Here is a 22,266-nt window from a genome sequence, read left to right on the forward strand (position 1 = left end):
CCGGCCCCCCCGCCCGGCGCCCCTGCGACGCCGCGCGGCCCCCAAAACCCCGGGCGGCGGCGGCGCCCTGCGCCCCCCCCCGCCCCCCGCCCGGCATCGAGCACCCCCCGGGATCCACTAAGATCACCGAGGGCGGGATCACCCTTGCGTCGACAGGGAATTCACAACTTCCTCACTTGCCGCAGGAACTTTCCGAGGAACCACCCGTATGGGTACTCTTACTCGAACTCAACTCCCGCCCCTCACGCGGCAGTTCGAGCAGAATGCCGCCCTGGGGCAACCCCTTGCACTTCCTTGGCGGTCTCTTGCCCCGAAACCCCCTGAGGGCCGACGGGATTGGGCCACTATGGCGGGCGATACGCCCTATCCCAATGCAAGGGACCCCTAGATGAGACTGACCGACATATCGCTGAACTGGCTGCTTCCTGGCGCCGTACTGCTCCTGGGCATGCTGGTCGCGGTGGCGGTGCTTGCGCGCTCCAAGCGGTCCGGCGGGGAGCACGCGAAGGACGACTCGTGGGAGCGTAGCGAGGAGCGCCGCAGGCGCAAGGAGGCCATATACGGCACCGTCTCCTACGCGCTCCTGTTCTGCTCCGCGGCGGTCGCCGCGGCCCTCTCGTTCCGCGGCCTGGTCGGCTTCGGCCAGGAGAACCTCGGCCTCTCCGACGGCTGGGAGTACCTGGTGCCGTTCGGCCTGGACGGCGCGGCGATGTTCTCCTCCGTCCTCGCGGTGCGCGAGGCGAGCCACGGTGACGCGGCCCTCGGCTCCCGGATACTCGTGTGGACGTTCGCCGGCGCCGCTGCCTGGTTCAACTGGGTGCACGCGCCCAGGGGTATCGACCACGCGGGCGCTCCCCAGTTCTTCGCCGGCATGTCACTGTCCGCGGCCGTCCTCTTCGACCGCGCGCTGAAGCAGACCCGCAAGGCCGCCCTGCGTGAGCAGGGTCTGGTGCCGCGTCCGCTGCCGCAGATCCGGATCGTGCGCTGGCTGCGGGCTCCCCGTGAGACCTACAGGGCCTGGTCGCTGATGCTTCTGGAGGGTGTGCGCAGCCTGGACGAGGCGGTCGACGAGGTGCGCGAGGACAAGCGGCAGAAGGAGACGAACCGGATGCGCCGCCGCGAGCACGACCGTCTGGAGCGGGCCCAGCTCAAGGCCATAAGCCGGGGCCACCGGGGCTTCGTCGGACGCGGCCGGCAGGACGAGGTGCAGCACCAGGTCGAGCGCGCCTCCCAGCCCACTGCGGAGCCTGCCATATCGGCGCCGGAGCAGCTGCCCGTACGCCAGCGGCCCTCCCTCCAGCCCGTCCGCAAAGGGTCTGACCCGATCACGGTCGACCTGACCGCGGAGGACGACACAATGGCGCTGCCGCGCCTGGACTCCCTGGAGCGCAAGCTCAAGGACCTTGAGCAGCAGTTCGGCTGATCTTCTGCTGCCGGACGGCACCTCGGGACGGGGGCGTGACCTTCAGGGTCACGCCCCCGTCCCGTTGTGCCAAGGCGCCGTCAGGCGGCGTCCGCGTCCAGTTCGAACCACACCGACTTGCCCACCTCGTGCGGCTGGACGCCCCAGGCGTCCGCGAGGGAGTCGACCAGGACCAGGCCCCGGCCGTGGGTGCCGTCCCCGGTGTCCGGGGCGCGCACGCGCGGCCGACGGCCCACGAAGTCCCGTACCTCCACGCGCAGTTGACTGGGTCCCACGACGGCCGTGAGCACGGCCTCGCGGTCGGTGTGGACGAGAGCGTTGGTGACGAGTTCACTGGTGAGCAGTTCCGCGATCTCCGAGCGGCCCGGTTTCCCCCAGTGGCGTAGCAGTTCCCGCAGTTCCCGGCGCGCCTCGGGCACCGACCGCAGATCCGACCGCCCCAGCCGCCGCCTGAGCTGTGACGGGTGTCCCCGTTCCGTCGTGTCGGTCTCTTCCCCCGCCGTCTGCGCCGAGGAGGCCCCGATGGCCACGGGACCGCCCCCTCGTGCCTGACTGTTCATGACCCCCGCCCGCACGCTGTTGCCGGATCCCCTCCTGATCGAACACGTTCACGGGGATCCTTGCCCGCTCGGGCACGGGCCAGTCATGTCACGCCGATGACGACCGGGTGTTCGGCCATGTCCTGAACCGGCCCCGGCCCGTACGTCGCCTCCCGGACCGTCCCGTACGCGCCAACGGTGCCGGGGACCCGGCGTGAAACAGCCCCTCGCACAACCCCCCGAGCTGATTCACGCGGTCCACGGCACCGACGAACCTGGCCGAATCCCGACCTTCCGCCTACTTGCCTCCGAGGCCCTTGGTGCCGATGTGAACGATCTTGTGGGAGCCGCGGCTCATGTCGACGAACAGCTTCGTGGTCGTGTTGCGGCTCCAGGTGAGGGTGATGACGGCCTCGGTGCGGTTCTTCGCCGTGCCGTTGTCGGTGACCTTCCACTTGAGCGGGGTGTTCTGGGCCCGCAGCACCCCGTCGGCGTGCTCCCGGTCCTCCCAGGCCGCCAGCTGCTTCAGGTAGGTCGGGGCGATGTAGTAGGCGCGCAGCGCGGTCGGCAGGTCGCCGCTTCCGTCCGGGTCGCTCTCGGCGTCGATGTAGGCGCCGTAGAAGTCGGCGATCCGGGTGAGGTTGTCGGACGGGTCGCCGCCGACGCTGCGCGGGGCGCCGGCCGAGGCCTGGGCGGTGACGCCGAGCCCGAGGGCCACGGCGAGCACACCGGCGGTGAGGACGGTGCGGGTCTTGGTGCTCATGTCTGATTCCCCGTTTTCTGTGCTTGGTCTTCTGTGTCTGGTCTTCTGTGTCTGGTCTTGTGCGCTTGGTCGGTACGTGGTGGCTGTCGGGGCCGTCCTCCCCTCCCCCGAGCGGGAGGACGGCCCCCGTCTTTCAATGGAGCTTGTTGACGGCCGTGGTGGTCGTCTTCTTGAACGCCTTCACCGGCGCGTCCTGGAAGCCGCCCAGCTGCCCCCAGTCCACGACCGTCACGGTGCTCCCCTCCCGCCCGAGCGACAGCAGCCGGATGTCACTGGCGCCCCAGGAGGTCTCGGTGTGCAGGGCGTAGACATGGGCGCCGTCCCCGACGGGCAGGTCGCCGTGGTCCTGGAAGGCGGCCCGGATCTCCGGGTCCTCCATCTCGATCCGGTCCGCGCAGGACACGATGTCCTCGTCCAGCTTCGCGACCCGGCCCTTCGCCGCGCCGACACCGGCCAGTTCGACGCTGACCTGACGGGCGCTGGTGTCGAGATCGGTCCGGAACTCCCGGTACCAGGTGTTCCGTCCGCCGCCGAGGGCGACGCCCAGGCAGGTGTCCTGCCTGACCGCCTCCGGCACGCCCGCGGTGACCTTGCCGGCCGTCCAGGACGAGCTCGGGTGCGGCGGCAGGTCGGCCGCCGCGAGGAAGCCGGGCGCCCTCGGGGCGGCCGCCGCCGGGACGGCGAGCGTGGTGCCTACGGCCAGTGCGGCGCCGGCGAGTACGGTGAGCGCGCCTGCTCGGGTGCGCTTGGGCATGGGTGGTCCCCCGTTGGATCGGTGCATGGGTGTGGGATGCCGCGGACGGCGCCGGCTGGTCGGTCCGGCCCTGGTCGGTGCGACACCAGAAGCATCGGCGGTCACCTGCGGCCACCGCAACGGCCACCGCCCGTTCCGCCGCCCTGGAACCATCCCAGCCCTGCTGACGTGCAGGTATATGAGTGCCTGGGATACGGACGACCGGGGGAAGGTGCCCGTGCGCGAGGACGTCGAGGAGTTCGCGGCGCTGCTGCGGCAGTTGAAGGACCGTACGGACCGGAGTTACGGCTCCCTGGCCCGCCGGCTGAACATGAACACCTCCACCCTGCACCGCTACTGCGCGGGCGAGGCGGTGCCGCTGGACTTCGCTCCGGTCGAACGCCTGGCCGCGTTCTGCGGGGCGACCCCGGAGGAACGGCTCGAACTCCACGAGCGCTGGTTACGGGCGGTGGCGGCACGGCAGCGACCGCGGACGACGGAGAACACCGGGACCCGGGAGCCGGAAACCGCGGCCGGGAGCGGAGCGGACCCGGCACCGCAGTCCGGGCCTACGCCCACGCCCCGCCCCTGGTACCGCCGTCGCCGCACCCTGGTCGGCTCGGCCGTGGCCGTCGTCCTCCTGGTGACGCTGGGCAGCCTGATCGCCCCCTCGGACGACCGGCCGCCCGCCGGCACCTCGGCCCGGTCCCCCGGTTCCTCCCCCACGACCGCCGCCGGCGACGCCCGGCGCCACGACCCCACACCCACCGGCCCGGCACCGGACGACTCCGGCTCGCCCGGCCACCGCTCGCCGTCCCCTACGCCGCACGGCAGCAGGACCCCCTCGTCCTCCGCCCCGAGCACGCCCACCGCCCCCGCCCCGACCGGTGTCCCGCTCGCCTGGACCGCCGGTTCCCAGGTCTGGGAGCTGGGCTGCGACCACGACTACGTCATCGACAAGCAGCCGGCGCAGGTGCCGCCGCCGCCCGTCCCGCAGGACGCCGGCACCTGGGCGGCCACCCAGAACGCGGTGCACGGCCGCGACACGATCGTCCAGATCTCCGTGCAGGGCCGCTCGTCCACGGCCGTCGTCCTGGAGGACCTGCGGGTGCGTGTCGTCGGCCGTTCCGCGCCCGCACCCGGCATCGCCTACTCGATGGCCGACGGCTGCGGCGGCGGGCTCACCCCGCGCTACTTCGACGTCGACCTGGACAAGGACCGCCCCCTCGCCCGCCCGGTGGCCGGTGAGGGCCCGGACGGGCAGACCGTCTCGACCATGCGGCTGCCCTACCGGGTCTCGTCCACGGACCCGGAGGTACTGCGCGTCAACGCGCGCACCGAGGGCTGCGACTGCCGCTGGTACCTCGAACTGGACTGGTCGTCACAGGGCCGCTCCGGCACGGTCCGGATCGACGACCACGGCCGGCCGTTCCGCACCAGCTCCATCAAGGGCCTGCCGGAGTACTGGTACGGCTTCGTGAACGGCGTCCGCCAGTGGGTGCCGGTCGAGGGCTGAACTACGGCCTCGGCATGTTGCGCAGGTTGGAGCGGGCCATCTGGACCATCCGGCCCACGCCGCCGTCCAGGACCATCTTGGACGCGGAGAGGGCGAAGCCGGTGACCATGTCGGCCTTGATCTTCGGCGGGATGGACAGCGCGTTGGGGTCGGTGACGACGTCGACGAGGGCCGGGCCCTTGTGCTTGAAGGCGTCCTTCAGCGCACCGGCGAGCTGCCGGGGCTTCTCGACCCGCACCCCGTAGGCACCGCAGGCCTGGGCGACGGCGGCGAAGTCGGGGTTGACGTTGGTGGTGCCGTACGAGGGCAGGCCCGCGACCAGCATCTCCAACTCGACCATGCTGAGCACCGAGTTGTTGAACAGGACGACCTTCACCGGCAGGTCGTACTGCACGAGCGTCAGGAAGTCGCCCATCAGCATGGCGAAGCCGCCGTCCCCGGACATCGACACGACCTGGCGCCGCCGGTCGGTGAACTGCGCGCCGATCGCCATCGGCAGCGCGTTGGCCATCGAGCCGTGCGAGAAGGAACCGATCACCCGGCGGCGGCCGTTGGGCGTGATGTACCGGGCGGCCCAGACGTTGCACATGCCGGTGTCGACCGTGAACACCGCGTCCTCGTCGGCGAGTTCGTCCAGTACGGAGGCCACGTACTCGGGGTGGATCGGGACGTGCTTCTCGACCTTCCGGGTGTACGCCTTCACCACCCCCTCCAGCGCGTCCGCGTGTTTCTTGAGCATCCGGTCGAGGAACCGCCGGTTCTCCTTGGTCCGCACCCGCGGCACCAGACAGCGCAGCGTCTCGCGTACGTCGCCCCACACGGCGAGGTCGAGACGGGACCGGCGGCCCAGCACCTCGGGGCGCACGTCGACCTGGACGATCTGCACGTCGTCGGGGAGGAAGGCGCTGTACGGGAAGTCGGTGCCGAGCAGGATCAGCAGGTCGCACTCGTGGGTGGCCTCGTAGGCGGCGCCGTAGCCGAGCAGTCCGCTCATGCCGACGTCGTACGGGTTGTCGTACTGGATGTGCTCCTTGCCGCGCAGGGCGTGGCCCACCGGGGACTTGATCTTCCCGGCGAGTTCCATGACCTCCGCGTGCGCGCCGGCCGTGCCGCTGCCGCAGAACAGCGTCACCTTGTCCGCCGCGTCGATCATCGCGACCAGCTTGTCGAGTTCCTCGTCCCCGGGGCGGACGGTGGGCCGGGAGGTGACGATCGCGCTCTCGACGGGATGCTCCGGGGCGGGCTCGTCGGCGATGTCGCCCGGCAGGCTCACCACGCTCACCCCGCTGCGGCCGACCGCGTGCTGGATGGCGGTCTGGATCAGCCGGGGCATCTGCTTGGGGCTGGAGATCAGCTCGCTGTAGTGGCTGCACTCCTGGAAGAGCCGGTCGGGGTGGGTCTCCTGGAAGTAGCCGAGACCGATCTCGCTGGACGGGATCTGCGAGGCGAGGGCGAGCACCGGGGCCATCGAACGGTGGGCGTCGTACAGGCCGTTGATGAGGTGCAGGTTGCCCGGGCCGCAGGAGCCGGCGCAGGCCGCCAGCTTCCCGGTGACCTGGGCCTCCGCGCCGGCCGCGAAGGCGGCGGTCTCCTCGTGGCGGACGTGGATCCAGTCGATGGCGGAGTTACGGCGGACGGCGTCGACCACCGGGTTGAGGCTGTCGCCGACGACGCCGTAGAGGCGGCGTACTCCGGCGCGGACGAGGATGTCGACGAACTGCTCGGCGACGTTCTGCTTGGCCATGACGGACGGGTGCCCCTTCCCTGCGAGCGGATACCTCCCATCCACGCACAGGGACCGGCGTCACGCCTCCCAGACGGCCGCCGCCGTACGGTCGTCGGCGTAGCCCTTCACCCGTACCTGGGCGTCCGCGAGGAACGCGGCGAGGCCCGGCGGGGTACGGCCGGACCAGCGTCGGGCCAGGTAGGCGCAGAGGGCGGGTTCGCCGCGCAGCGGGTCGGCGAACCCGCCGCTGCACATCACCAGGGCGTCACCCGGGCGGGCTACCGAGGCCCGGAAGAGGAAGGGATCGCGGGGCGGTTCGGGGGCCGGTTCGTAGGGGCTCGGCGGGGTCGGGATGCCGAGGTCCATGGTGAGCCGGTCGCCCTCCGGGGTCTCGGCGGGCGGCGAACCGTAGCCGACCACGGCCTCGCCGACGGAGTCGGTGTCGACCTGCGGTTCGATGTCCTGCCACTCGCCGTCGCGGAGCCGGAACAGCCCGCCCTCCCCGACCCCGAAGAAGACCCGGGTACGGCACTGGGGGTGGGCGGGGATGAGCAGGCAGCGCAGGCTGGCCGCGTACTCCTCGACGGCGACGCCCTGTTCGGCGGCGCTGGCGCGGAGCTTGCCGAGGCTGCGGTCGGTGAGCCGGTGCAGCCCGGACTTGAGGTCGCCGCGCCGGGCGGCCTGGATGTCCTCGGTGAGCCGCTGGTGGCTGCGGCCCACCGCCCGGGCGATCCACTCGCAGACCTCGGCGGCGGCCCGGTGCGCGCCGGGCGTGGCCCGGGCGCCGGTGGCCATCGCGACCAGGAGCAGCGCCTGGTCGCCGGAGCCGAACCGGGCGGTGAGCAGGGCGTCGCGGCGCGGCTCGCCCCGGTACCGGGCGGAGTCGCCGCGCTGGGAGACGGCCCGCAGGGTGCAGGTGCCGTAGCGGGCGCCGTCCAGCACGGTGTCGGCGACCAGGTCGTCGAGTTCGTCGGGGTCGGCGGCGGGCAGGGCGGTGGGTTCGGCGTCGTAGGTGGGCGGGCCGGAGCCGACGTAGTCCACGGAGGAGACCGGGGCGGCGGCCGGGGCGGAGTGCGGCGGGAGCGTGGCCAGGTCGGGGCGGGTGGCGGGGTGCGAGTCCGCCCAGGCGTCGTCGTCCGCCTCCGGGTACTCCTGGTCCTCCTCGTCCCACGGCCAGGGCTTGCGGACATGGGCGGTGTTCCCGCCCGGTGCCTCGGTGGGGGCGGCGGGCGCGCGTTGCGCGGGCACGGCCGGCGGCGGCACGGCCGGCGGGGCCGTCGGGCCGGGCGACGGCAGCCGAGCGGCCGGCGGGACCGGCGCGGCCGGGGGGCCGGACGGGCCCGGCTGCACCGGCACGGCCGGCGGGACCGGATCGGCGCCCGGCTCCCCGGCGACCCCCCGCCGTCCCCGTCCCGCCACCGTGTTCTTCGCCGAGGCGAAGCGGTCGTCCAGGGAATCGGGTGCGGCCGTGGGGCCGGTGTCCTCCGTGGAGTCGTCGTACAACTGCCCCCACCAGTCGTCCTCATGACGGGCGGGCCTACCCCCTGGCTGGCTCATGCCCCTAATTGTCCACCGCGCGGGCCGGATGAAAACGGGGCATCAGGAAAATCCCGCACACGACCCGGTCTCGAACGGCGCGTCGAGGGACGCGCTGAACACCCGTGCGAGGAAAAGGGGTCGACGACACGCGTGGGAGAGACGGTACGGGCGGCACGGACGGTACGGATGACACGTGTGAGTCGCCGGGTGGTCCCACCCCCCACGGGAGAACCACCCGGCGACACCTGAGTGACCCGGCCCCGGATCCCCTGCGCGTACGCGCGTCATGGGCCCGGGTCACCGTTCGCACGGCCGGACGCGGTGGCGTCGGCCGGAGGCCAGATTGTGACGGGCGTTCCTTGCGGCCAGCTGTGAATCGCGGATCCGGACCCCTGTGAAGGTGCTGCGGTGACGTGATCTTGGCAGAGTGACCGCCGGTACGGCGATGATGTGCGGCGGCGGGTTTGCGCCGTGGCCGGTTCCCGCCATGGTGCCCGACTGCGAGGGAGGAACGCGGGTCGATGCTGGCAGCGCTCGGTCTGGACGAGAGGGACGAGTCGGCGTACCGGACGCTGGTGTCCGTGGGCGCGGCCGACGTGCCCGATCTGGCGCGGCGCCTGACGCTGGCCGAGCCGGACACCGAACACGCGCTGCGCCGGCTGGAGCGGCACGGCCTCGCGGCCCAGTCCTCGGGCCGGCCGGGCCGCTGGGTGGCGGCGCCGCCCGGGGTGGCGCTGGGCGCGCTGCTCACCCAGCAGCGGCACGAGCTGGAGAAGGCGGAGCTGGCGGCGGCGCTGCTGGCCGAGGAGTACCGGGCGGCGGCCGCCGAGCCGGCGGTGCACGACCTGGTGGAGGTGGTGACCGGCGCCCCGGCCGTCGCCCAGCGGTTCCTCCAGCTCCAGCTGGGTGCCGGCGACGAGGTGTGCGCGCTGGTCACCGGCACCCCGATGGTGGTCTCCGGGACGGAGAACGAGGCGGAGGAGCAGGCGGCCGGCCGGGGGGTGCGCTACCGGGTGGTGGTGGAGCGCGCGGTGCTCGACCTGCCGCACGGGATCACGGAGTTGACGGCGGCGCTGGGCCGGGACGAGCAGGTGCGGGTGGTGGACCGGGTCCCGACCAAACTGGTGGTGGCGGACCGCGCCCTCGCGATGGTCCCGCTCACCTCGCAGACCTCGGAGCCCGCCGCGGTGGTGGTGCACGCCAGCGGCCTGCTGGAGCTGCTGTTCGAACTGTTCGAGTCGGTGTGGCGGACCGCGCTGCCGCTCCGCCTCGGCACGTCCGGGGTGACCGAGGAACAGCCGGACGCCCCCGACGCCACCGATCTGGAGGTGCTGTCCCTGCTGCTGGCCGGGCTGACCGACGTGAGCGTGGCCAAACAGCTCGACCTGGGCCTGAGGACCGTGCAGCGCCGGGTGAAGCGGCTGATGGAGCTGGCCGGGGTGACGACCCGGCTGCAACTGGGCTGGCACGCCTACGAGCGGGGCTGGGTGGCCCGGGACTGACGCGCGCGGCACTCTGGGCAGATGGGAGCAGGGGAACTCCTGCTGGTCGGCCTGGTGCTGGTGCTCGGCCTGTGCGGAGTACTGGTGCCCGGTGTGCCGGGTTCGTGGCTGGTGTGGGCCGCGGTGCTGTGGTGGGCGCTGTACGACCCGCGCCCGGTGGCCTGGGTGGTCCTGGTCGGCGCCACGCTCGTCCTCCTGCTCGCCCAGGTGGTCCGCTGGATCCTGCCGCCGCGCCGGCTGCGGGCGAGCGGCGCCACCCCCCGCATGGGCGTGTACGCCGGTACCGGCGCCGTCCTCGGCTTCGTGCTGCTCCCCGTGGTCGGCGCGATCCCCGGTTTCATGGCCGGTATCTACCTGCACGAACGCCTCCGCCTCGGCCGCCGCGCCGAGGCACTGGCCGCGCTGCGCACGACGATGGACGCGGGCGGCTCCAGCGTGCTGGCCGAGCTGTTCGCCTGCCTGCTGATCACGGCGGGCTGGCTGGTGGCGGTGGTCCGGGGCGGCTGAGGGCTCAGAGCAGGTCGACGATCCGGACGGCGGCGGCCAGGGCGCGCATGCCGGCGTCGTTGAAGTGCAGGTGGTCGCCGGGGTCGTAGGCGGGCCGGATCCGCGTCGGCTGCTCCGGGTCGCGGACGACGGCGTCGAAGTCGACGTACGCGTCGAAGACGTGCCGGGTGCGGATCAGCGCGTTGACCCGCTGCCGTACCGCCTCCCGGGCCTCGGTGTAGCCGCTGAACCCCGCGTACGGCGTGAGCGTCGCGCCCACGACCCGGATCCCGCGCGCATGGGCGCGGGCCACGATCGTCCGGTACGCGCGCACGAAGTCACCGGGGTCGGTGGCCTCCGGGGTGCCCTTGATGTCGTTGATGCCTTCGAGGACGACCAGGGTCCGGACACCCGCCCGGGCCAGCCCGTCGGCGTCCAGCCGGTTCAGGGCGCCCGGTCCTCCGGTGCTGTCGAGCAGCAGCCGGTTGCCGGAGATCCCGGCGTTGAGGACGCCGATCCGGAAGGGGCGCAGCCGTTCCGCGAGGCGGTCGGGCCAGCGGTGGTTGGCGCCGAAGGAGGAGCCGTTGCCGTCGGTGAGGGAGTCGCCGAAGGCGACCACGGTGCCGAGGGTCACGCTGCGCACGTCGACGCCGGTGAGGTAGTACCAGTTCCCGGTGGTCCTGGTGTACGCGGTCCCGTCCTCGTCGGCGGCCCGGCCGGCGCCGTGCCCGGCGAGATAGCTGGTCTGGAGCGCGACGCGGTGATAGGTGGCGGGACCGGAGTCGCCGGGGGTCTCGACCGTGACCAGCAGGTCGGCGGCGGCCGGAGCGGCGAGCGACACGGGATCGCTGACCAGGTCCTGCCCGACGGGTACGACCGCGGTGCCGGCGCCGCCGAAGGTCGCGCCGCGCATCGACCCGGGTACGGCGTCGGCGCCGGTGCCCTGGCGCAGCGCGACGGTGACCGCGCCGAGGCGGAGCGGTGCGCTGCCGAGCCGGTTGCTGATCCGGACCCGTAGGGCGCTGCCTCCGACGCTCAGGTGAACGACATTGCGGTAGGCGGCGCCGGGCACCGCGGGCGCGGTACCGGACGGCGCGGTCTCCCAGCTCCCCGCCCAGAGCGAGGGGCCGGGCTCTGCACCGGCCCGCCCCGTCGTGCCCATCGCGATCAGCAGCGTCGCGCCGAGGACCCGCCCGACCTTGCCCATCCACACCCGCCCTTCCTGAGTCCCACTGGAGGGGAAGGTGACACACGGATGCCGATCGGGGCAGCAACTTGACCGGGGGACCACCCGGGTGGCGGAGTGGCGGGGCGGTGACCGTAGTGGTGCGGCTGCGGGTGGGTGGGGGCTGGTCGCGCCCACGCGGCGGAGCCGCATATCGATTCAGCCCCGCGCCCCTGAGGGGCGCTGGCCCGCCGTTTCCCTCAAGCCGCGCCCACCCGCCCTAGCCCACCGCTCCCTCCAGCGTCAGCAGCCACACCTTCCGGTCAAGTCCCCCCGCGTACCCGGTCATCGAACCGTCCGCCCCGATCACCCGATGACAAGGCCGCACGATCAGCAGGGGGTTCGCCCCGATCGCCCCGCCGACCGCCCGCACCGCCATCCTGGACGCCCCGATCCGCGCGGCGATCTCCCCGTAGGTCGTCGTCCCCCCGTACGCAACGCCGTCCAGCGCACCCCACACCCGTTCCCGGAACTCGGTCCCGTGCGCGCTCAACTCCAGCTGGAATTCCTTCAGTTCACCGGCGAAGTAGGCGGCGAGCTGCTCCTCGGCCGCCCGGAAGGGCCCCGCGTCCGCGAGCCACCCCGCCTCGACGCTCCGGCCGCCCTTCTGCCCGGGGACGGACAGGGACGTCAACGCCCCGTCCGTATCGGCCGTCAGGAGCAACTCCCCGACCGGCGAGGCGATCCGCGTCCAGTACGTGACACCCATCAGTTCCTCAGCTCTCCTTCGACCAGCAGGTGTCTGACGGCGTACGACCGCCAGGGCCGCCAGTCGTCCGGTATGTCCAGGCCGGGCGCGGCCACGTCGGGGTCGCCGAGCGCGCGGACCCGGATCGCGGCGACGACCGCCGGCTCCACCCCGGGCAGGGCCCGCAGGGCCGCCTCCGCGTCGTCCCGGTCGGCGCCCGGGTCCAGCCGTACGGTGCCGTCCGCGAGCGCGGCGGCGAGCGCGCCGAGGCTGCCGTCCGGCTCGGCCTCGGCGAGCACGGCGGCCTCCGGGAAGAGGTGGGTGAGGCTGCCCGCGGGCGCGTCCAGCGCCTTGCCGTACCGCTGGACCAGCCGCTCGGCGCCGGCGGTGCCGGCCAGGGCCCGTACGGCGGCCTCGGCCGGATCCGCGGCGCCTGGCGAGCGCAGCCCCGGCCGCGCGGCGACCAGCGGAGCGAGCCGTGGGTCCTCGGCGAGCCGCTCGTCGACGGCGTACGGGTCGGCGTCGAGGTCGAAGAGCCGGCGCAGCCGCTGTACGGCGGTGGTCAGGTCGCGCGGGTCGGTGAGGCGCAGCCGGGCGTCGAGCCAGCCGCCGGGACGGGCCCCGCCGGCCGCGGCACCGGTCCGTTCCTCGACGGCGACGACGGCATGGCCGTACGGCAGTCGCAGGGTCCGGCGGTAGGTGCGGGTGCCGGGGGCGCCGGTGACCTCCTCCACGCCGGGTACGGCCTCGCGTTCCAGCAGGTCGAAGACGGGTCCGGCCTGGTACGGGCCGCGGTGGGCGAGCCGCAGCGGGATCCCGGCGGCCGGCGAGCCGCGGCGGGCACCCCGGCCGCCGGGCGCCGCCTCGCGCAGGGCGCTCGGGGTCGTGGCGTACACGGTGCGGACGGTGTCGTTGAACTGCCGCACGCTGGCGAAGCCGCTTGCGAACGCGATCTCCGTGATCGGCAGCTCGGTGGTCTGGAGCAGCGTGCGTGCGGTGTGGGCGCGCTGGGCCCGGGCGAGGGCGACCGGGCCGGCGCCGAGTTCGGCGGTGAGCTGCCGCTGCACCTGGCGGGCGCTGTAGCCGAGCCGGTCGGCGAGGCCGCCGACGCCTTCCCGGTCCACGATGCCGTCGCCGATCAGCCGCATCGCCCGGCCGACGACGTCGGCGCGGGCGTTCCATTCGGCGGACCCGGGCACGGCGTCCGGGCGGCACCGGCGGCAGGCCCGGAAGCCGGAGCCCTGCGCTGCGGCGGCGGTGCGGAAGAAGCGGACGTTGTGCCGCTTCGGGGTGACGGCGGGGCAGCTGGGACGGCAGTAGATGCCGGTGGTCCGCACGGCGAAGAAGAACGCGCCGTCGAACCGCCCGTCCCGGCTGCGCACCGCCTCGTACCTGGTGTCTTCGTCCATCACCCTTCAAGTGTGGGCGATGGCGAGGGGTGGGTCCGGCGGGAATCGGACGTGGCGCTACCGCCACCGCCCCCGCTTCGCCTCCATCGCCGCCTTCCCCTCCGCCCCCTTCTTCTTCCAGTCCTTCTTGATCTCGGACCGGAGCCGTGCGTCCGTCTTCGCGACGATCCACTGGTTCTCCCGCATCAGCTTGCGGTAGCTCTCCAGCCGGCGCACGGGCAGCTCCCCGGTCTCCACCGCGAGGCACACCGCACAGCCCGGTTCGCTCTCGTGCCCGCAGTCGGCGAACCGGCACCCCTTGGCCAGTTCCTCGATCTCGGAGAACACCTGCCCGACCCCGGTCCCGGCGTCGAACAGGCCCACGCCGCGCAGGCCGGGCGTGTCGATCAGCACGCCCCCTCCCGGCAGCGCCAGCAGGTTGCGGGTGGTCGTGGTGTGCCGTCCCTTGCCGTCGATGTCCCGGGCGGCCCGGACGTCCATCACGTCCTCGCCGACCAGCGCGTTGGCGAGGGTGGACTTGCCCGCGCCGGACTGGCCGAGCAGGACGGACGTACCGGAGCGGACGAGGCCGACGAGGACGTCCAGGCCGTCCCCCGCCATCGCGCTGACGGTGAGGACCGGCACGCCGGGCGCGCTCGTCTCGACGTCCTGGACCAGATGCGCGAGCGTCACCGGGTCCGGGACCAGGTCGGCCTTGGTGAGGACGACGACCGGCTGGGCCCCGGACTCCCAGGCCAGCGCCAGGAACCGTTCGACGCGGCCGAGGTCGAGCTCGACGGCGAGGGACACCGCGATGATCGCGTGGTCGACGTTGGCAGCGAGGATCTGCCCCTCGGACCGCTTGGAGGAGGTGGAGCGCACGAAGGCGGTACGGCGCGGCAGCAACGTCCTCACGTACCGCGGATCGTCACCTTCGGGGTCGACGGCGACCCAGTCCCCCGTACACACGATCTTCATCGGGTCACGGGGTACGACGAACTCGGTGTCGGCACGAATGACGCCTGCCGAAGTGACGACATCGCACTGCCCACGGTCGACCCGTACAACACGGCCGGGCAGCAGACCCTGCTCGGCGTGCGGAGTGAACTCGGCGGTCCGGCCTTCGTCCCAGCCGTAGGAAGCGAGGGCGTACCGGCCGTCAGAAGTGGCAGGGGTGTTGAGCGAGGTGTGGAACAAGGGAAACCCTTCGAAGGGTGGCCCCGGCGGCGCGCTCGGCGCGCGGAAGATGTGTGGGTGTCAGCCGGAGACCACAGGGGTGGAAACGATGATGAACTCGTGAATGCGGGCAGCACCCGTCACCGTGACCGTCATCAATGTCCTCACCTCCTGCTTCCTCGACGTACCGACGCTGTTTCCTCGGGAACGGCACACGACCGTGCCCAGGAACGAGGAAACCGTAGCCTCGCCCCAGGGCACGGCGCCAGCGATTAACCGCGTCCCGGCCGCGGCCCGCCGTCTCGGATCCACGGGGGCCGCAGCCGGGGTCCGGTCAGGCAGTGGCCACCGCGCACTTGCCTCGGTCGGCCTTCATCGGTCCGGCGGCGCTGGGACGGACCTCGAAGTCGAACATGGCGGTAGGTACGTACAGCGAGCAGCAGGCGTTGGGGATGTCGACGATGCCGCTGATGCGTCCCTCTATGGGGGACGAGCCGAGCAGCAGGTAGGCCTGCTCTCCGCTGTAGCCGAACTTCTTGAAGTACTCGACGGCGTTGAGGCAGGCCCGGCGGTAGGCCAGCGTCGCGTCGAGGTAGTAGTTCGTGTCCGTGTCGTGGTCGACGGAGATCCCGATGAAGGTGAGGAACTCCGTGTACCTCGGCTCGACGTTGCCGGGGATGAACACGGGGTTGGTGGAGATGCCATAGGTCTCCATGCCGCCCTTGATCAGGTCGACATGGAAGTCGATGAACCCGCCCATCTCGATGGCGCCGCAGAAGGTGATCTCTCCGTCGCCCTGACTGAAGTGCAGGTCGCCTCCGGACAACTTCGCGTCCTTGACGTGCACGGGGTAGAAGACTCTCGATCCCCGGGTGAAGTTCTTGATGTCGTGGTTGCCTCCGTTCTCGCGGGCCGGCACCGTGCGTGCGCCTTCCGCGCCGATGCGCTTGGCGAGGTCTCCGGTGGCCGTACCGGCGAGTGCGTTGGTGCCGTCCGGAGGTACGGCGAGCGGCGGGACCCGGTTGGGGTCCGTGTCGATCAGCGCCTGCTCGCGGGCGTTCCAGCGGGCGAGCATCTCGGTGGACGGGGCGGTTCCGAACAGCCCGGGGTGGGTGATTCCGGTGAAGCGGATCCCGGGAAGGTGGCGGGAGACGGCCTGCTGTCCGTGGAAGTCCCATACCGCTTTGTAGGCGTCCGGGAAGTAGTCGGTCAGGAAGCCTCCGCCGTTGGCCTTGGCGAAGATGCCGGTGTAACCCCAGCCCTGACCTGCCGCGTCCCCGGTCTGCTGCGGCACGGGGCCGAGGTCGAGGATGTCGACGACGAGGAGGTCGCCGGGTTCGGCGCCCTCCACGCCTATCGGACCGCTGAGCATGTGAGGGATGGTCAGGTCGATGTCGCGTACGTCGTTGGCGGTGTCGTTGTTGCCGACCTGGCAGTCGGTCCAGTCGCGGCACTCCATGCGGAACTCCGCTCCCGGCTTCACCATGGCGGCAGTCGGGATGTCCGGGTGCCACCTGTTGTGTCCGGGCACGGCCTGGTCACGCATCGACTTGCTGTGGTCCACGCTGAAGAGGATTTCAGGCATGAGAACTCCTAGATTCTGATCCGGTCACGTTGGTGCGCCCGCACCTCCGACCCGCGGCGCCGCTGAGGTCGGCCGGGGCGTTCTGTGGGTGCGCGGCCACAGCCCCGCGAAGACCACGACGCCGAAGACCGCCAGTGCGATGGCGATCTCGGTGGGGTGCTTCCAGTAGCCGGAGAGCAGCAGCCCGGCGGGAATCACACCGGTGACCCAGCCTTCGATCGCCGTGACCCAACCGGTGTAGACCTTGAGGCCGTCCTTCTTGAGACCGAGCAGCAGGAAGAACAGGAACCACAGGTAGGCCCAGTAGAGCCAGATGACCCCGAAGGGATAGTCCTTGAGGAGCCGGAAATTGGCGTACGAATACCCCAGGGCGACAATTGCCACGAACAGCGAGTAGTAGCCGACGCCGGTGCTGTCGAGATCGGCGAGCAGGCCGACACCCACATAGAGGTAGGTGAAGCCGAAGAGGTAGATTCCGGACGCCGCCAGGATCTTCATGGGGTCATCGTTCGCGGTGAAGATGAGGTAAGTCGGCGTCAGTACCTGCAGTGCGCCTATGAAGAGGTTGAACACCGCTCCTGCTCGGGCATCGACCTTCCCGAGGAGCAGCAGTCCGTTCATGAACAGCACCGCACCGACGAAGAGCAGTCCCACGTTTCCCACGGGGACACACCTCCTAAGTCCGCGTGGGGAGCGGGATCGCGTGGCGCCAGAACCGCCGATGAGCCGCCGAGAATAAGGCTCGGCTCCCGGCCCGCGTTGCGTGATTCCGCATTCCGCACACCGCTACGGGAACGACGTCGTGTTCCGACGCCGAAACCCCCGCATGAGACGTTCTGCTGGCCGACCACCGCCTTCAGGGACGCGGCAGCCGCGAGAGTGCGGGGTGCGGGTGCACCCTTCTGCGTGACGGCAGTTGGGAGACCACCGCCGGGGCCTCACGCGCCTGCTCCTCCTGGAGATGGAGGGCGGCGACCTCGTGCGAGGTCAGCGTGAGGCCGGGCGAGGAGTACACACGTCTCGCGGCGCCTGCGCAGACAGGGCAGCCATATGCGTTGGGTGCCGTCCCGATCGCCAACTTCACGTCGAAAGACCCGCATCGGCTGCATAGATATTCATAGGTTGCCATCAAGGCCTCCGGATGCCGGTGGACGCCGGCAAACCCGAGTGCGTGCGGTGCGCACCGACCGGCGCACGCCACAGCGCATTTCCTACCTTCAAGGAGACGTCTCGTGAATCCCGGTGTCAAGTACCGAACGGCCGGGCGCGGACCTTCTCATGACGACCCGAGGGCGAGCGCCGCCGCCGCTGCCGCAAGACCCACCGCAATACTCGAAACGGCGTACAGCAGGGATTTGCCGGCCTGCCCTTTCTCACGCAGGTGGACCAGCTCGTAACTGAAGGTGGAGAACGTCGTATAGGCGCCGCAGAAACCGACGCCGCCAATGGTCACGACCTGCTCCGGCAGTGCGTGCCGTGCGCCGAGGCCCACCAGCAGCCCCAGCACGAACGAGCCGGTCACGTTGATCAGCCAGGTGCCGAGGGGGAACGTGCCCGGGCGCCGGTACTGCACGTACTGGTCGAGTACGTAACGCGCAACCGCCCCTGCGGCGGCCGCCGCAGCGACGGCGAGCAGGAGGATCACCGTACCCACCAGCCGTACCGGCGGACGCGCCCGCGCCGCGCGTCGAGCCGCATGCGCCGGGCCGATGTCAGCCTGCCGACGGCCAGGCCCAGAACGGTGACGGCCAGACCGGCGAAGAGGCTCCCGGAGATGTTCAACGCCGCGGCCGCGTAGTGGCCGTGGCCCAGCAGGCGATCGGTGTCGACCATCCAGGTCGAGAAGGTGGTGAAGGCGCCGAGGAAGCCGACGGCGGCGAACGGCCGCACGTACCGGGTCGGCGGCCAGATCTCGAACACATACACGAGCAGCAGCGCCAGCACGAACGCCCCGGACACGTTGACGGCGAACGTCGTCCACGGGAACGCCGTCCCTCGGGCGGGGAAGGCCAGCACCAGTGCGTAACGGGCCGTCCCGCCCAGCAGGCCGCCGAGCGCGACCGCCGCCAGGACACCCCCGCGCAGACGTGCACGGAACGGCTCCCGAACTCCCGTCACAGGCCTCATCGAAATAGCCGCATCCCTATCCACCGGAACACCTCCCCATTATCCCCGGGGATTGCCGCGCAAGCGCACACTCGACTAAAATTCAAGATCATCGGTGTTCGACCGGTTTGCCGGCCCCCTACCCGTTTACCGGAGCAGTGGCCCCACCGATGGAGGACGGCCATGGCGAAAATCCTTGCGGTGCTCTATCCGGATCCCGTGGGCGGTTACCCTCCCGACTACGCCCGCGACGAGATTCCCACCATCAACGGCTATCCGGGCGGTCAGACAGCGCCGACCCCGGAGGCCATCGATTTCACCCCGGGACACCTCCTCGGCTGCGTCTCAGGAGAACTGGGGCTGCGCCGGTTCCTGGAGGACCGGGGCCACACCCTCGTCGTCACGAGCGACAAGGAAGGGGCGGACTCCACCCTGGACCGCGAGCTTCCCGACACCGACGTGGTCGTCTCGCAGCCGTTCTGGCCCGCCTATCTGACCCCCGAGCGCATCGCCGCGGCTCCCCGGCTCAGACTCGCGATCACCGCGGGGATCGGGTCGGACCACGTCGACCTGCCGAGCGCCATCGACCACGGCATGACCGTGGCAGAGGTGACGTTCAGCAACAGCATCAGCGTGTCGGAGCACGCCGTGATGCAGATTCTGACCCTGGTGCACAACTACATGCCGGCTCACGAGTGGGTGACCGCCAAGAAGGGCTGGAACATCGCCGACAGCGTCTCGCGCGCCTACGACCTCGAAGGCATGGACGTCGGCGTCCTCGGCTCCGGCCGCATCGGCCAGGCGGTACTGCGCCGCCTCAAGCCGTTCGACGTCACGCTGCACTACTGCGACGTGCGCCGGCTGGCCAAGGAGGTCGAGGAGGAGCTGGAGCTGACCTGGCATCCCGACGCCCGTTCGCTGGCCTCCTCCGTCGACGTGCTCTCGATCCACACTCCGCTGCATCCACAGACACAGAACCTCTTCGACGACGAGCTGATCGGGGCCATGAAGCGCGGTTCGTACATCGTCAACACCGCACGGGCGCTCATCGTCGGCCGGGACGCCGTGGTGCGGGCCCTCGGCAGCGGCCAGCTGGCCGGTTACGCCGGTGACGTCTGGTACCCGCAGCCGCCACCGCCCGACCATCCCTGGCGCACCATGCCCTACGAGGCGATGACGCCGCACGTGTCCGGGTCGACCCTCTCGGCGCAGGCGCGCTACGCAGCCGGTACGCGGGAGATCCTGGAATGCTGGCTCGACGGTCGCCCCATCCGCCCGGAGTACCTGATCGTCGAAGGCGGTGGGCTCGCCGGGACGGGAGCGAGTTCCTACACAGTCGCCGGATGACCGACACGGGCGGGGGACGTCCGGCGGACAGGAAATCAGTTGCAGATCGAATAGAAGATCCACCAATACGGCTGTGATCCGATTCACCCACGATTTACTGGACGGGCCCCGGCCGGACCTTTAGCGTCCATAAATAGATTGATTCTCGATATGTAGGGATACCGGCGCCGCGGGTAATCTCTCGTAGGAAAACCAGGCGGATGCCGGGAAGGCGGATCAGTGAGCATGGACGCAGTGTGGGTCCGGGGTGTGACCGGAATTCAGATGCACCACGTGACCGACCTTCAGGATGCCGGCAGGTTTTTGGGCAACGCGGCGATGGCGCTGCGGGCCGCGCACGTGAGGACCGGCGCCGACCGGTACTCCGGCATCGCCGCCGAGCTCAGGGCTCTGGTGGAGCGAGTGCGCGAACTGGAGGACGAGGCGCGGTCGAGCATGCACGAACTGCACTCCACCGACCCCGAGCGGTTCGTCCGCTGCCGGGAGGGCCATGAGCCGTGGCCCGGCGAGATCCCGGCAGGGTTCATCCCGCGCCACACGTGCAAGGACGAGTGCCTGTACCACGACCATGAGGTCCTCGACGCCATCATGCAGTGCACCTGCGGCCGGCCGCCGTGCCAGGCCTGTGAGATCGGCGGGAAGCTCTGACGAGCCCCCCGGGCTCCGGACCACTGTCACCGGAACGACGTCACCCGACTCACACGTCGCCGAGCTGTGCTAAGCTGCTTATGTTGCAGTTGTGGTACCCACAAGCCTATGTGCGCCTGCCGGGATGTTTCTCCTGCAGGCGCATTATTCGTTTTCCGGCATCTCCGGATGGGGCCTCTGCCTACAGAACGGAGAAGGTCATGGCACAGGGAACCGTGAAGTGGTTCAACGCCGAAAAGGGTTTCGGCTTCATCGAGCAGGACGGCGGCGGCCCCGACGTCTTCGCCCACTACTCGAACATCGCGACCCAGGGCTTCCGTGAGCTCCAGGAGGGCCAGCGGGTCTCCTTCGACGTCACGCAGGGCCAGAAGGGCCCGCAGGCGGAGAACATCGTCCCCGCCTGATCGCCGGACGCGTATCCGCCCACCGGGGTCGGCACCGCCATGGTGCGGACCCCGGTTTGTGCTGTTTCCAGGAAGGCAGAAAGCTGCATGCCCCGCAGGCCCCAGAAGCCCAACCGGCGCGCCTCGTCACCTCCACCGCCCTCGTCGTCGCCAAGGGAGTTCCGGCTGCCGGAAAGCACGACGCCCGCACTTCCCGCCGTCGAGGACTTCGCCGGGCTGGACATGCCCGCGGGACTGCTGAAGACCCTCACCGCGCAAGGCGTCACCACCCCTTTCCCCATCCAGGCCGCCACGCTGCCCAACTCGCTCGCCGGCCGTGACCTGCTGGGACGGGGGCGCACCGGCTCCGGCAAGACCCTCGCGTTCGGGCTCGCGCTCCTGGCCCGCACGGCCGGACTGCGCGCGGAGCCCAAGGCACCCCTCGCCCTCGTGCTGGTGCCCACCCGTGAACTCGCCCAACAGGTGACGGACGCGCTGACCCCCTACGCGACCGCCGTGAACCTCCGGCTGGCCACCGTGGTCGGCGGACTGTCCATCACCAAGCAGGCCAGTACGCTCCGGCGCGGCGCCGAAGTACTCGTGGCGACTCCCGGCAGGCTCAACGACCTCGTGGAACGCGGGGACTGCGTGCTCGACGGCGTACGCATCACGGTGCTGGACGAAGCCGACCAGATGACCGACATGGGCTTCCTGCCGCAGATCACCAAGCTGATCCAGCAAGCGCGGCCCGACGGACAGCGCATGCTCTTCTCGGCCACCCTGGACCGCAACATCGACCGCCTGGTACAGCGGTTCCTGACCGACCCCGTGGTGCACTCCGTGGACCCGTCCGCGGGCGCGGTGACCACCATGGAGCACCACGTGCTCCACGTCCAGGACGAGACCGACAAGAAGGCCGTCACCACGCGCATCGCCGCCCGTGACGGCCGGGTCATCCTCTTCCTCGACACCAAGAGGTCCGCCGACCGGCTCACCAAGCGGCTCCTGTCGGTGGGTGTCCGCGCGGCGGCGCTGCACGGCGGCCGTTCCCAGCCGCAGCGGAACCGGACGCTGGAACAGTTCAAGAACGGCCAGGTCACCGCGCTGGTGGCGACGAACGTCGCGGCCCGGGGCATACACGTCGAGGACCTCGACCTCGTCGTGAACGTCGATCCCCCCGCCGACCACAAGGACTACCTCCACCGGGGCGGCCGTACGGCCCGCGCCGGCGACTCCGGCAGCGTCGTCACCCTGGTCCTGCCCGACCAGAAACGGGACGTCACGCAGCTCATGTCGGACGCGGGCATCAGCCCCCGCACGGCCCGCATCACGTCGAGCGACGCGGAGCTGGCCACCATCACCGGCGCCCGCGAGCCTTCCGGCGTGCCCGTCGTCATCGAGATCCCCCAGCCGGCGACACCGGCGGCATCCCGACCGGACCGGAAGGCCGGCACCGGGCGCGGCAGGAGGTCCGGCCGCCGCCGAAACGGCGG

General features: G+C 71.2%; 22 protein-coding genes. 8 read left to right on the plus strand and 14 right to left on the minus strand.

From position 1 onward, the window contains the following. Positions 1-388: 388 nt before the first annotated feature. On the plus strand, positions 389-1,423 hold the full coding sequence (locus ACFWXC_RS15720) for a DUF2637 domain-containing protein (RefSeq protein ID WP_384478903.1): 1,035 nt from the start codon (positions 389-391) through the stop codon (positions 1,421-1,423). Positions 1,424-1,503: 80 nt separating this feature from the next. Here the strand turns inward: ACFWXC_RS15720 and ACFWXC_RS15725 are convergent, their stop codons facing one another. From ACFWXC_RS15725 to ACFWXC_RS15735, 3 genes are all read right to left on the minus strand, one after another. Then, the gene (locus ACFWXC_RS15725; protein WP_384478905.1) at positions 1,504-1,953 is read right to left on the minus strand and encodes an ATP-binding protein; all 450 of its coding nucleotides are present in this window, start codon (positions 1,951-1,953) and stop codon (positions 1,504-1,506) included. A 307-nt stretch (positions 1,954-2,260) separates the two neighbouring features. After that, a complete protein-coding gene (locus tag ACFWXC_RS15730; protein WP_384478907.1) occupies positions 2,261-2,725 on the minus strand; it encodes a hypothetical protein in 465 nt (154 codons plus the stop codon). Between the two features lie 133 nt (positions 2,726-2,858). After that, positions 2,859-3,479 carry a hypothetical protein gene (locus tag ACFWXC_RS15735; protein WP_384478909.1) on the minus strand — a complete coding sequence of 207 codons (621 nt, stop codon included), beginning with the start codon at positions 3,477-3,479 and terminating at the stop codon, positions 2,859-2,861. A gap of 178 nt (positions 3,480-3,657) precedes the next feature. Between ACFWXC_RS15735 and ACFWXC_RS15740 the strand changes: the two genes are divergently transcribed. Next, positions 3,658-4,974, plus strand: coding sequence for a helix-turn-helix domain-containing protein (locus ACFWXC_RS15740; RefSeq protein ID WP_384478911.1), 1,317 nt, complete (start codon positions 3,658-3,660; stop codon positions 4,972-4,974). A gap of 1 nt (position 4,975) precedes the next feature. On the opposite strand, the gene ACFWXC_RS15745 is transcribed toward ACFWXC_RS15740, so the two are convergent. Together ACFWXC_RS15745 and ACFWXC_RS15750 are read right to left on the minus strand one after the other, a co-directional pair. Then, positions 4,976-6,718 carry a pyruvate dehydrogenase gene (locus tag ACFWXC_RS15745; protein WP_384478913.1) on the minus strand — a complete coding sequence of 581 codons (1,743 nt, stop codon included), beginning with the start codon at positions 6,716-6,718 and terminating at the stop codon, positions 4,976-4,978. A gap of 60 nt (positions 6,719-6,778) precedes the next feature. After that, positions 6,779-8,257 carry a protein phosphatase 2C domain-containing protein gene (locus tag ACFWXC_RS15750; RefSeq protein ID WP_384478915.1) on the minus strand — a complete coding sequence of 493 codons (1,479 nt, stop codon included), beginning with the start codon at positions 8,255-8,257 and terminating at the stop codon, positions 6,779-6,781. A 503-nt stretch (positions 8,258-8,760) separates the two neighbouring features. Here ACFWXC_RS15750 and ACFWXC_RS15755 point away from each other — a divergent pair. Next, on the plus strand, positions 8,761-9,741 hold the full coding sequence (locus ACFWXC_RS15755) for a helix-turn-helix domain-containing protein (protein WP_384478917.1): 981 nt from the start codon (positions 8,761-8,763) through the stop codon (positions 9,739-9,741). 21 nt (positions 9,742-9,762) lie between these two features. Beyond that, on the plus strand, positions 9,763-10,248 hold the full coding sequence (locus tag ACFWXC_RS15760; protein ID WP_384478919.1) for a DUF456 domain-containing protein: 486 nt from the start codon (positions 9,763-9,765) through the stop codon (positions 10,246-10,248). A gap of 4 nt (positions 10,249-10,252) precedes the next feature. Here the strand turns inward: ACFWXC_RS15760 and ACFWXC_RS15765 are convergent, their stop codons facing one another. The 9 genes from ACFWXC_RS15765 to ACFWXC_RS15805 form a co-directional block, all read right to left on the minus strand. Beyond that, positions 10,253-11,434, minus strand: coding sequence for an SGNH/GDSL hydrolase family protein (locus ACFWXC_RS15765; RefSeq protein WP_384478921.1), 1,182 nt, complete (start codon positions 11,432-11,434; stop codon positions 10,253-10,255). A gap of 238 nt (positions 11,435-11,672) precedes the next feature. Further along, complete coding sequence (locus ACFWXC_RS15770; protein ID WP_384478923.1) at positions 11,673-12,161, minus strand: methylated-DNA--[protein]-cysteine S-methyltransferase; 489 nt, start codon at positions 12,159-12,161, stop codon at positions 11,673-11,675. After that, positions 12,161-13,549: a bifunctional transcriptional activator/DNA repair enzyme AdaA gene (locus ACFWXC_RS15775; protein ID WP_384478956.1), complete on the minus strand. Its 1,389-nt coding sequence runs from the start codon at positions 13,547-13,549 to the stop codon at positions 12,161-12,163. The genes ACFWXC_RS15770 and ACFWXC_RS15775 overlap by 1 nt, the downstream gene beginning before the upstream one ends. A 57-nt stretch (positions 13,550-13,606) precedes the next feature. Then, complete coding sequence (gene rsgA, locus ACFWXC_RS15780) at positions 13,607-14,725, minus strand: ribosome small subunit-dependent GTPase A (RefSeq protein WP_384478925.1); 1,119 nt, start codon at positions 14,723-14,725, stop codon at positions 13,607-13,609. A gap of 313 nt (positions 14,726-15,038) precedes the next feature. Further along, the gene (gene fmdA / locus ACFWXC_RS15785; RefSeq protein WP_384478927.1) at positions 15,039-16,289 is read right to left on the minus strand and encodes a formamidase; all 1,251 of its coding nucleotides are present in this window, start codon (positions 16,287-16,289) and stop codon (positions 15,039-15,041) included. A gap of 24 nt (positions 16,290-16,313) precedes the next feature. Further along, positions 16,314-16,952, minus strand: coding sequence for an AmiS/UreI family transporter (locus ACFWXC_RS15790; protein ID WP_384478929.1), 639 nt, complete (start codon positions 16,950-16,952; stop codon positions 16,314-16,316). Positions 16,953-17,145: 193 nt separating this feature from the next. Beyond that, positions 17,146-17,418, minus strand: coding sequence for an FmdB family zinc ribbon protein (locus ACFWXC_RS15795; RefSeq protein ID WP_384478931.1), 273 nt, complete (start codon positions 17,416-17,418; stop codon positions 17,146-17,148). 147 nt (positions 17,419-17,565) lie between these two features. After that, a complete protein-coding gene (gene crcB / locus ACFWXC_RS15800; protein ID WP_384478933.1) occupies positions 17,566-17,934 on the minus strand; it encodes a fluoride efflux transporter CrcB in 369 nt (122 codons plus the stop codon). Then, the gene (locus ACFWXC_RS15805; RefSeq protein WP_384478935.1) at positions 17,931-18,407 is read right to left on the minus strand and encodes a fluoride efflux transporter FluC; all 477 of its coding nucleotides are present in this window, start codon (positions 18,405-18,407) and stop codon (positions 17,931-17,933) included. The genes crcB and ACFWXC_RS15805 overlap by 4 nt, the downstream gene beginning before the upstream one ends. Before the next feature lie 171 nt (positions 18,408-18,578). Between ACFWXC_RS15805 and ACFWXC_RS15810 the strand changes: the two genes are divergently transcribed. From ACFWXC_RS15810 to ACFWXC_RS15825, 4 genes are all read left to right on the plus strand, one after another. After that, the gene (locus tag ACFWXC_RS15810; protein WP_384478937.1) at positions 18,579-19,742 is read left to right on the plus strand and encodes an NAD-dependent formate dehydrogenase; all 1,164 of its coding nucleotides are present in this window, start codon (positions 18,579-18,581) and stop codon (positions 19,740-19,742) included. Positions 19,743-19,967: 225 nt separating this feature from the next. Beyond that, the gene (locus ACFWXC_RS15815; protein WP_384478958.1) at positions 19,968-20,390 is read left to right on the plus strand and encodes a hypothetical protein; all 423 of its coding nucleotides are present in this window, start codon (positions 19,968-19,970) and stop codon (positions 20,388-20,390) included. Between the two features lie 200 nt (positions 20,391-20,590). Beyond that, positions 20,591-20,794, plus strand: coding sequence for a cold-shock protein (locus ACFWXC_RS15820; RefSeq protein ID WP_030069301.1), 204 nt, complete (start codon positions 20,591-20,593; stop codon positions 20,792-20,794). An 87-nt stretch (positions 20,795-20,881) separates the two neighbouring features. Then, on the plus strand, positions 20,882-22,266 hold a 1,385-nt coding region (locus tag ACFWXC_RS15825; RefSeq protein ID WP_384478939.1), incomplete at its 3' end, for a DEAD/DEAH box helicase.

Source organism: Streptomyces sp. NPDC058683, assembly GCF_042716195.1.
Classification (GTDB): Bacteria; Actinomycetota; Actinomycetes; order Streptomycetales; family Streptomycetaceae; genus Streptomyces.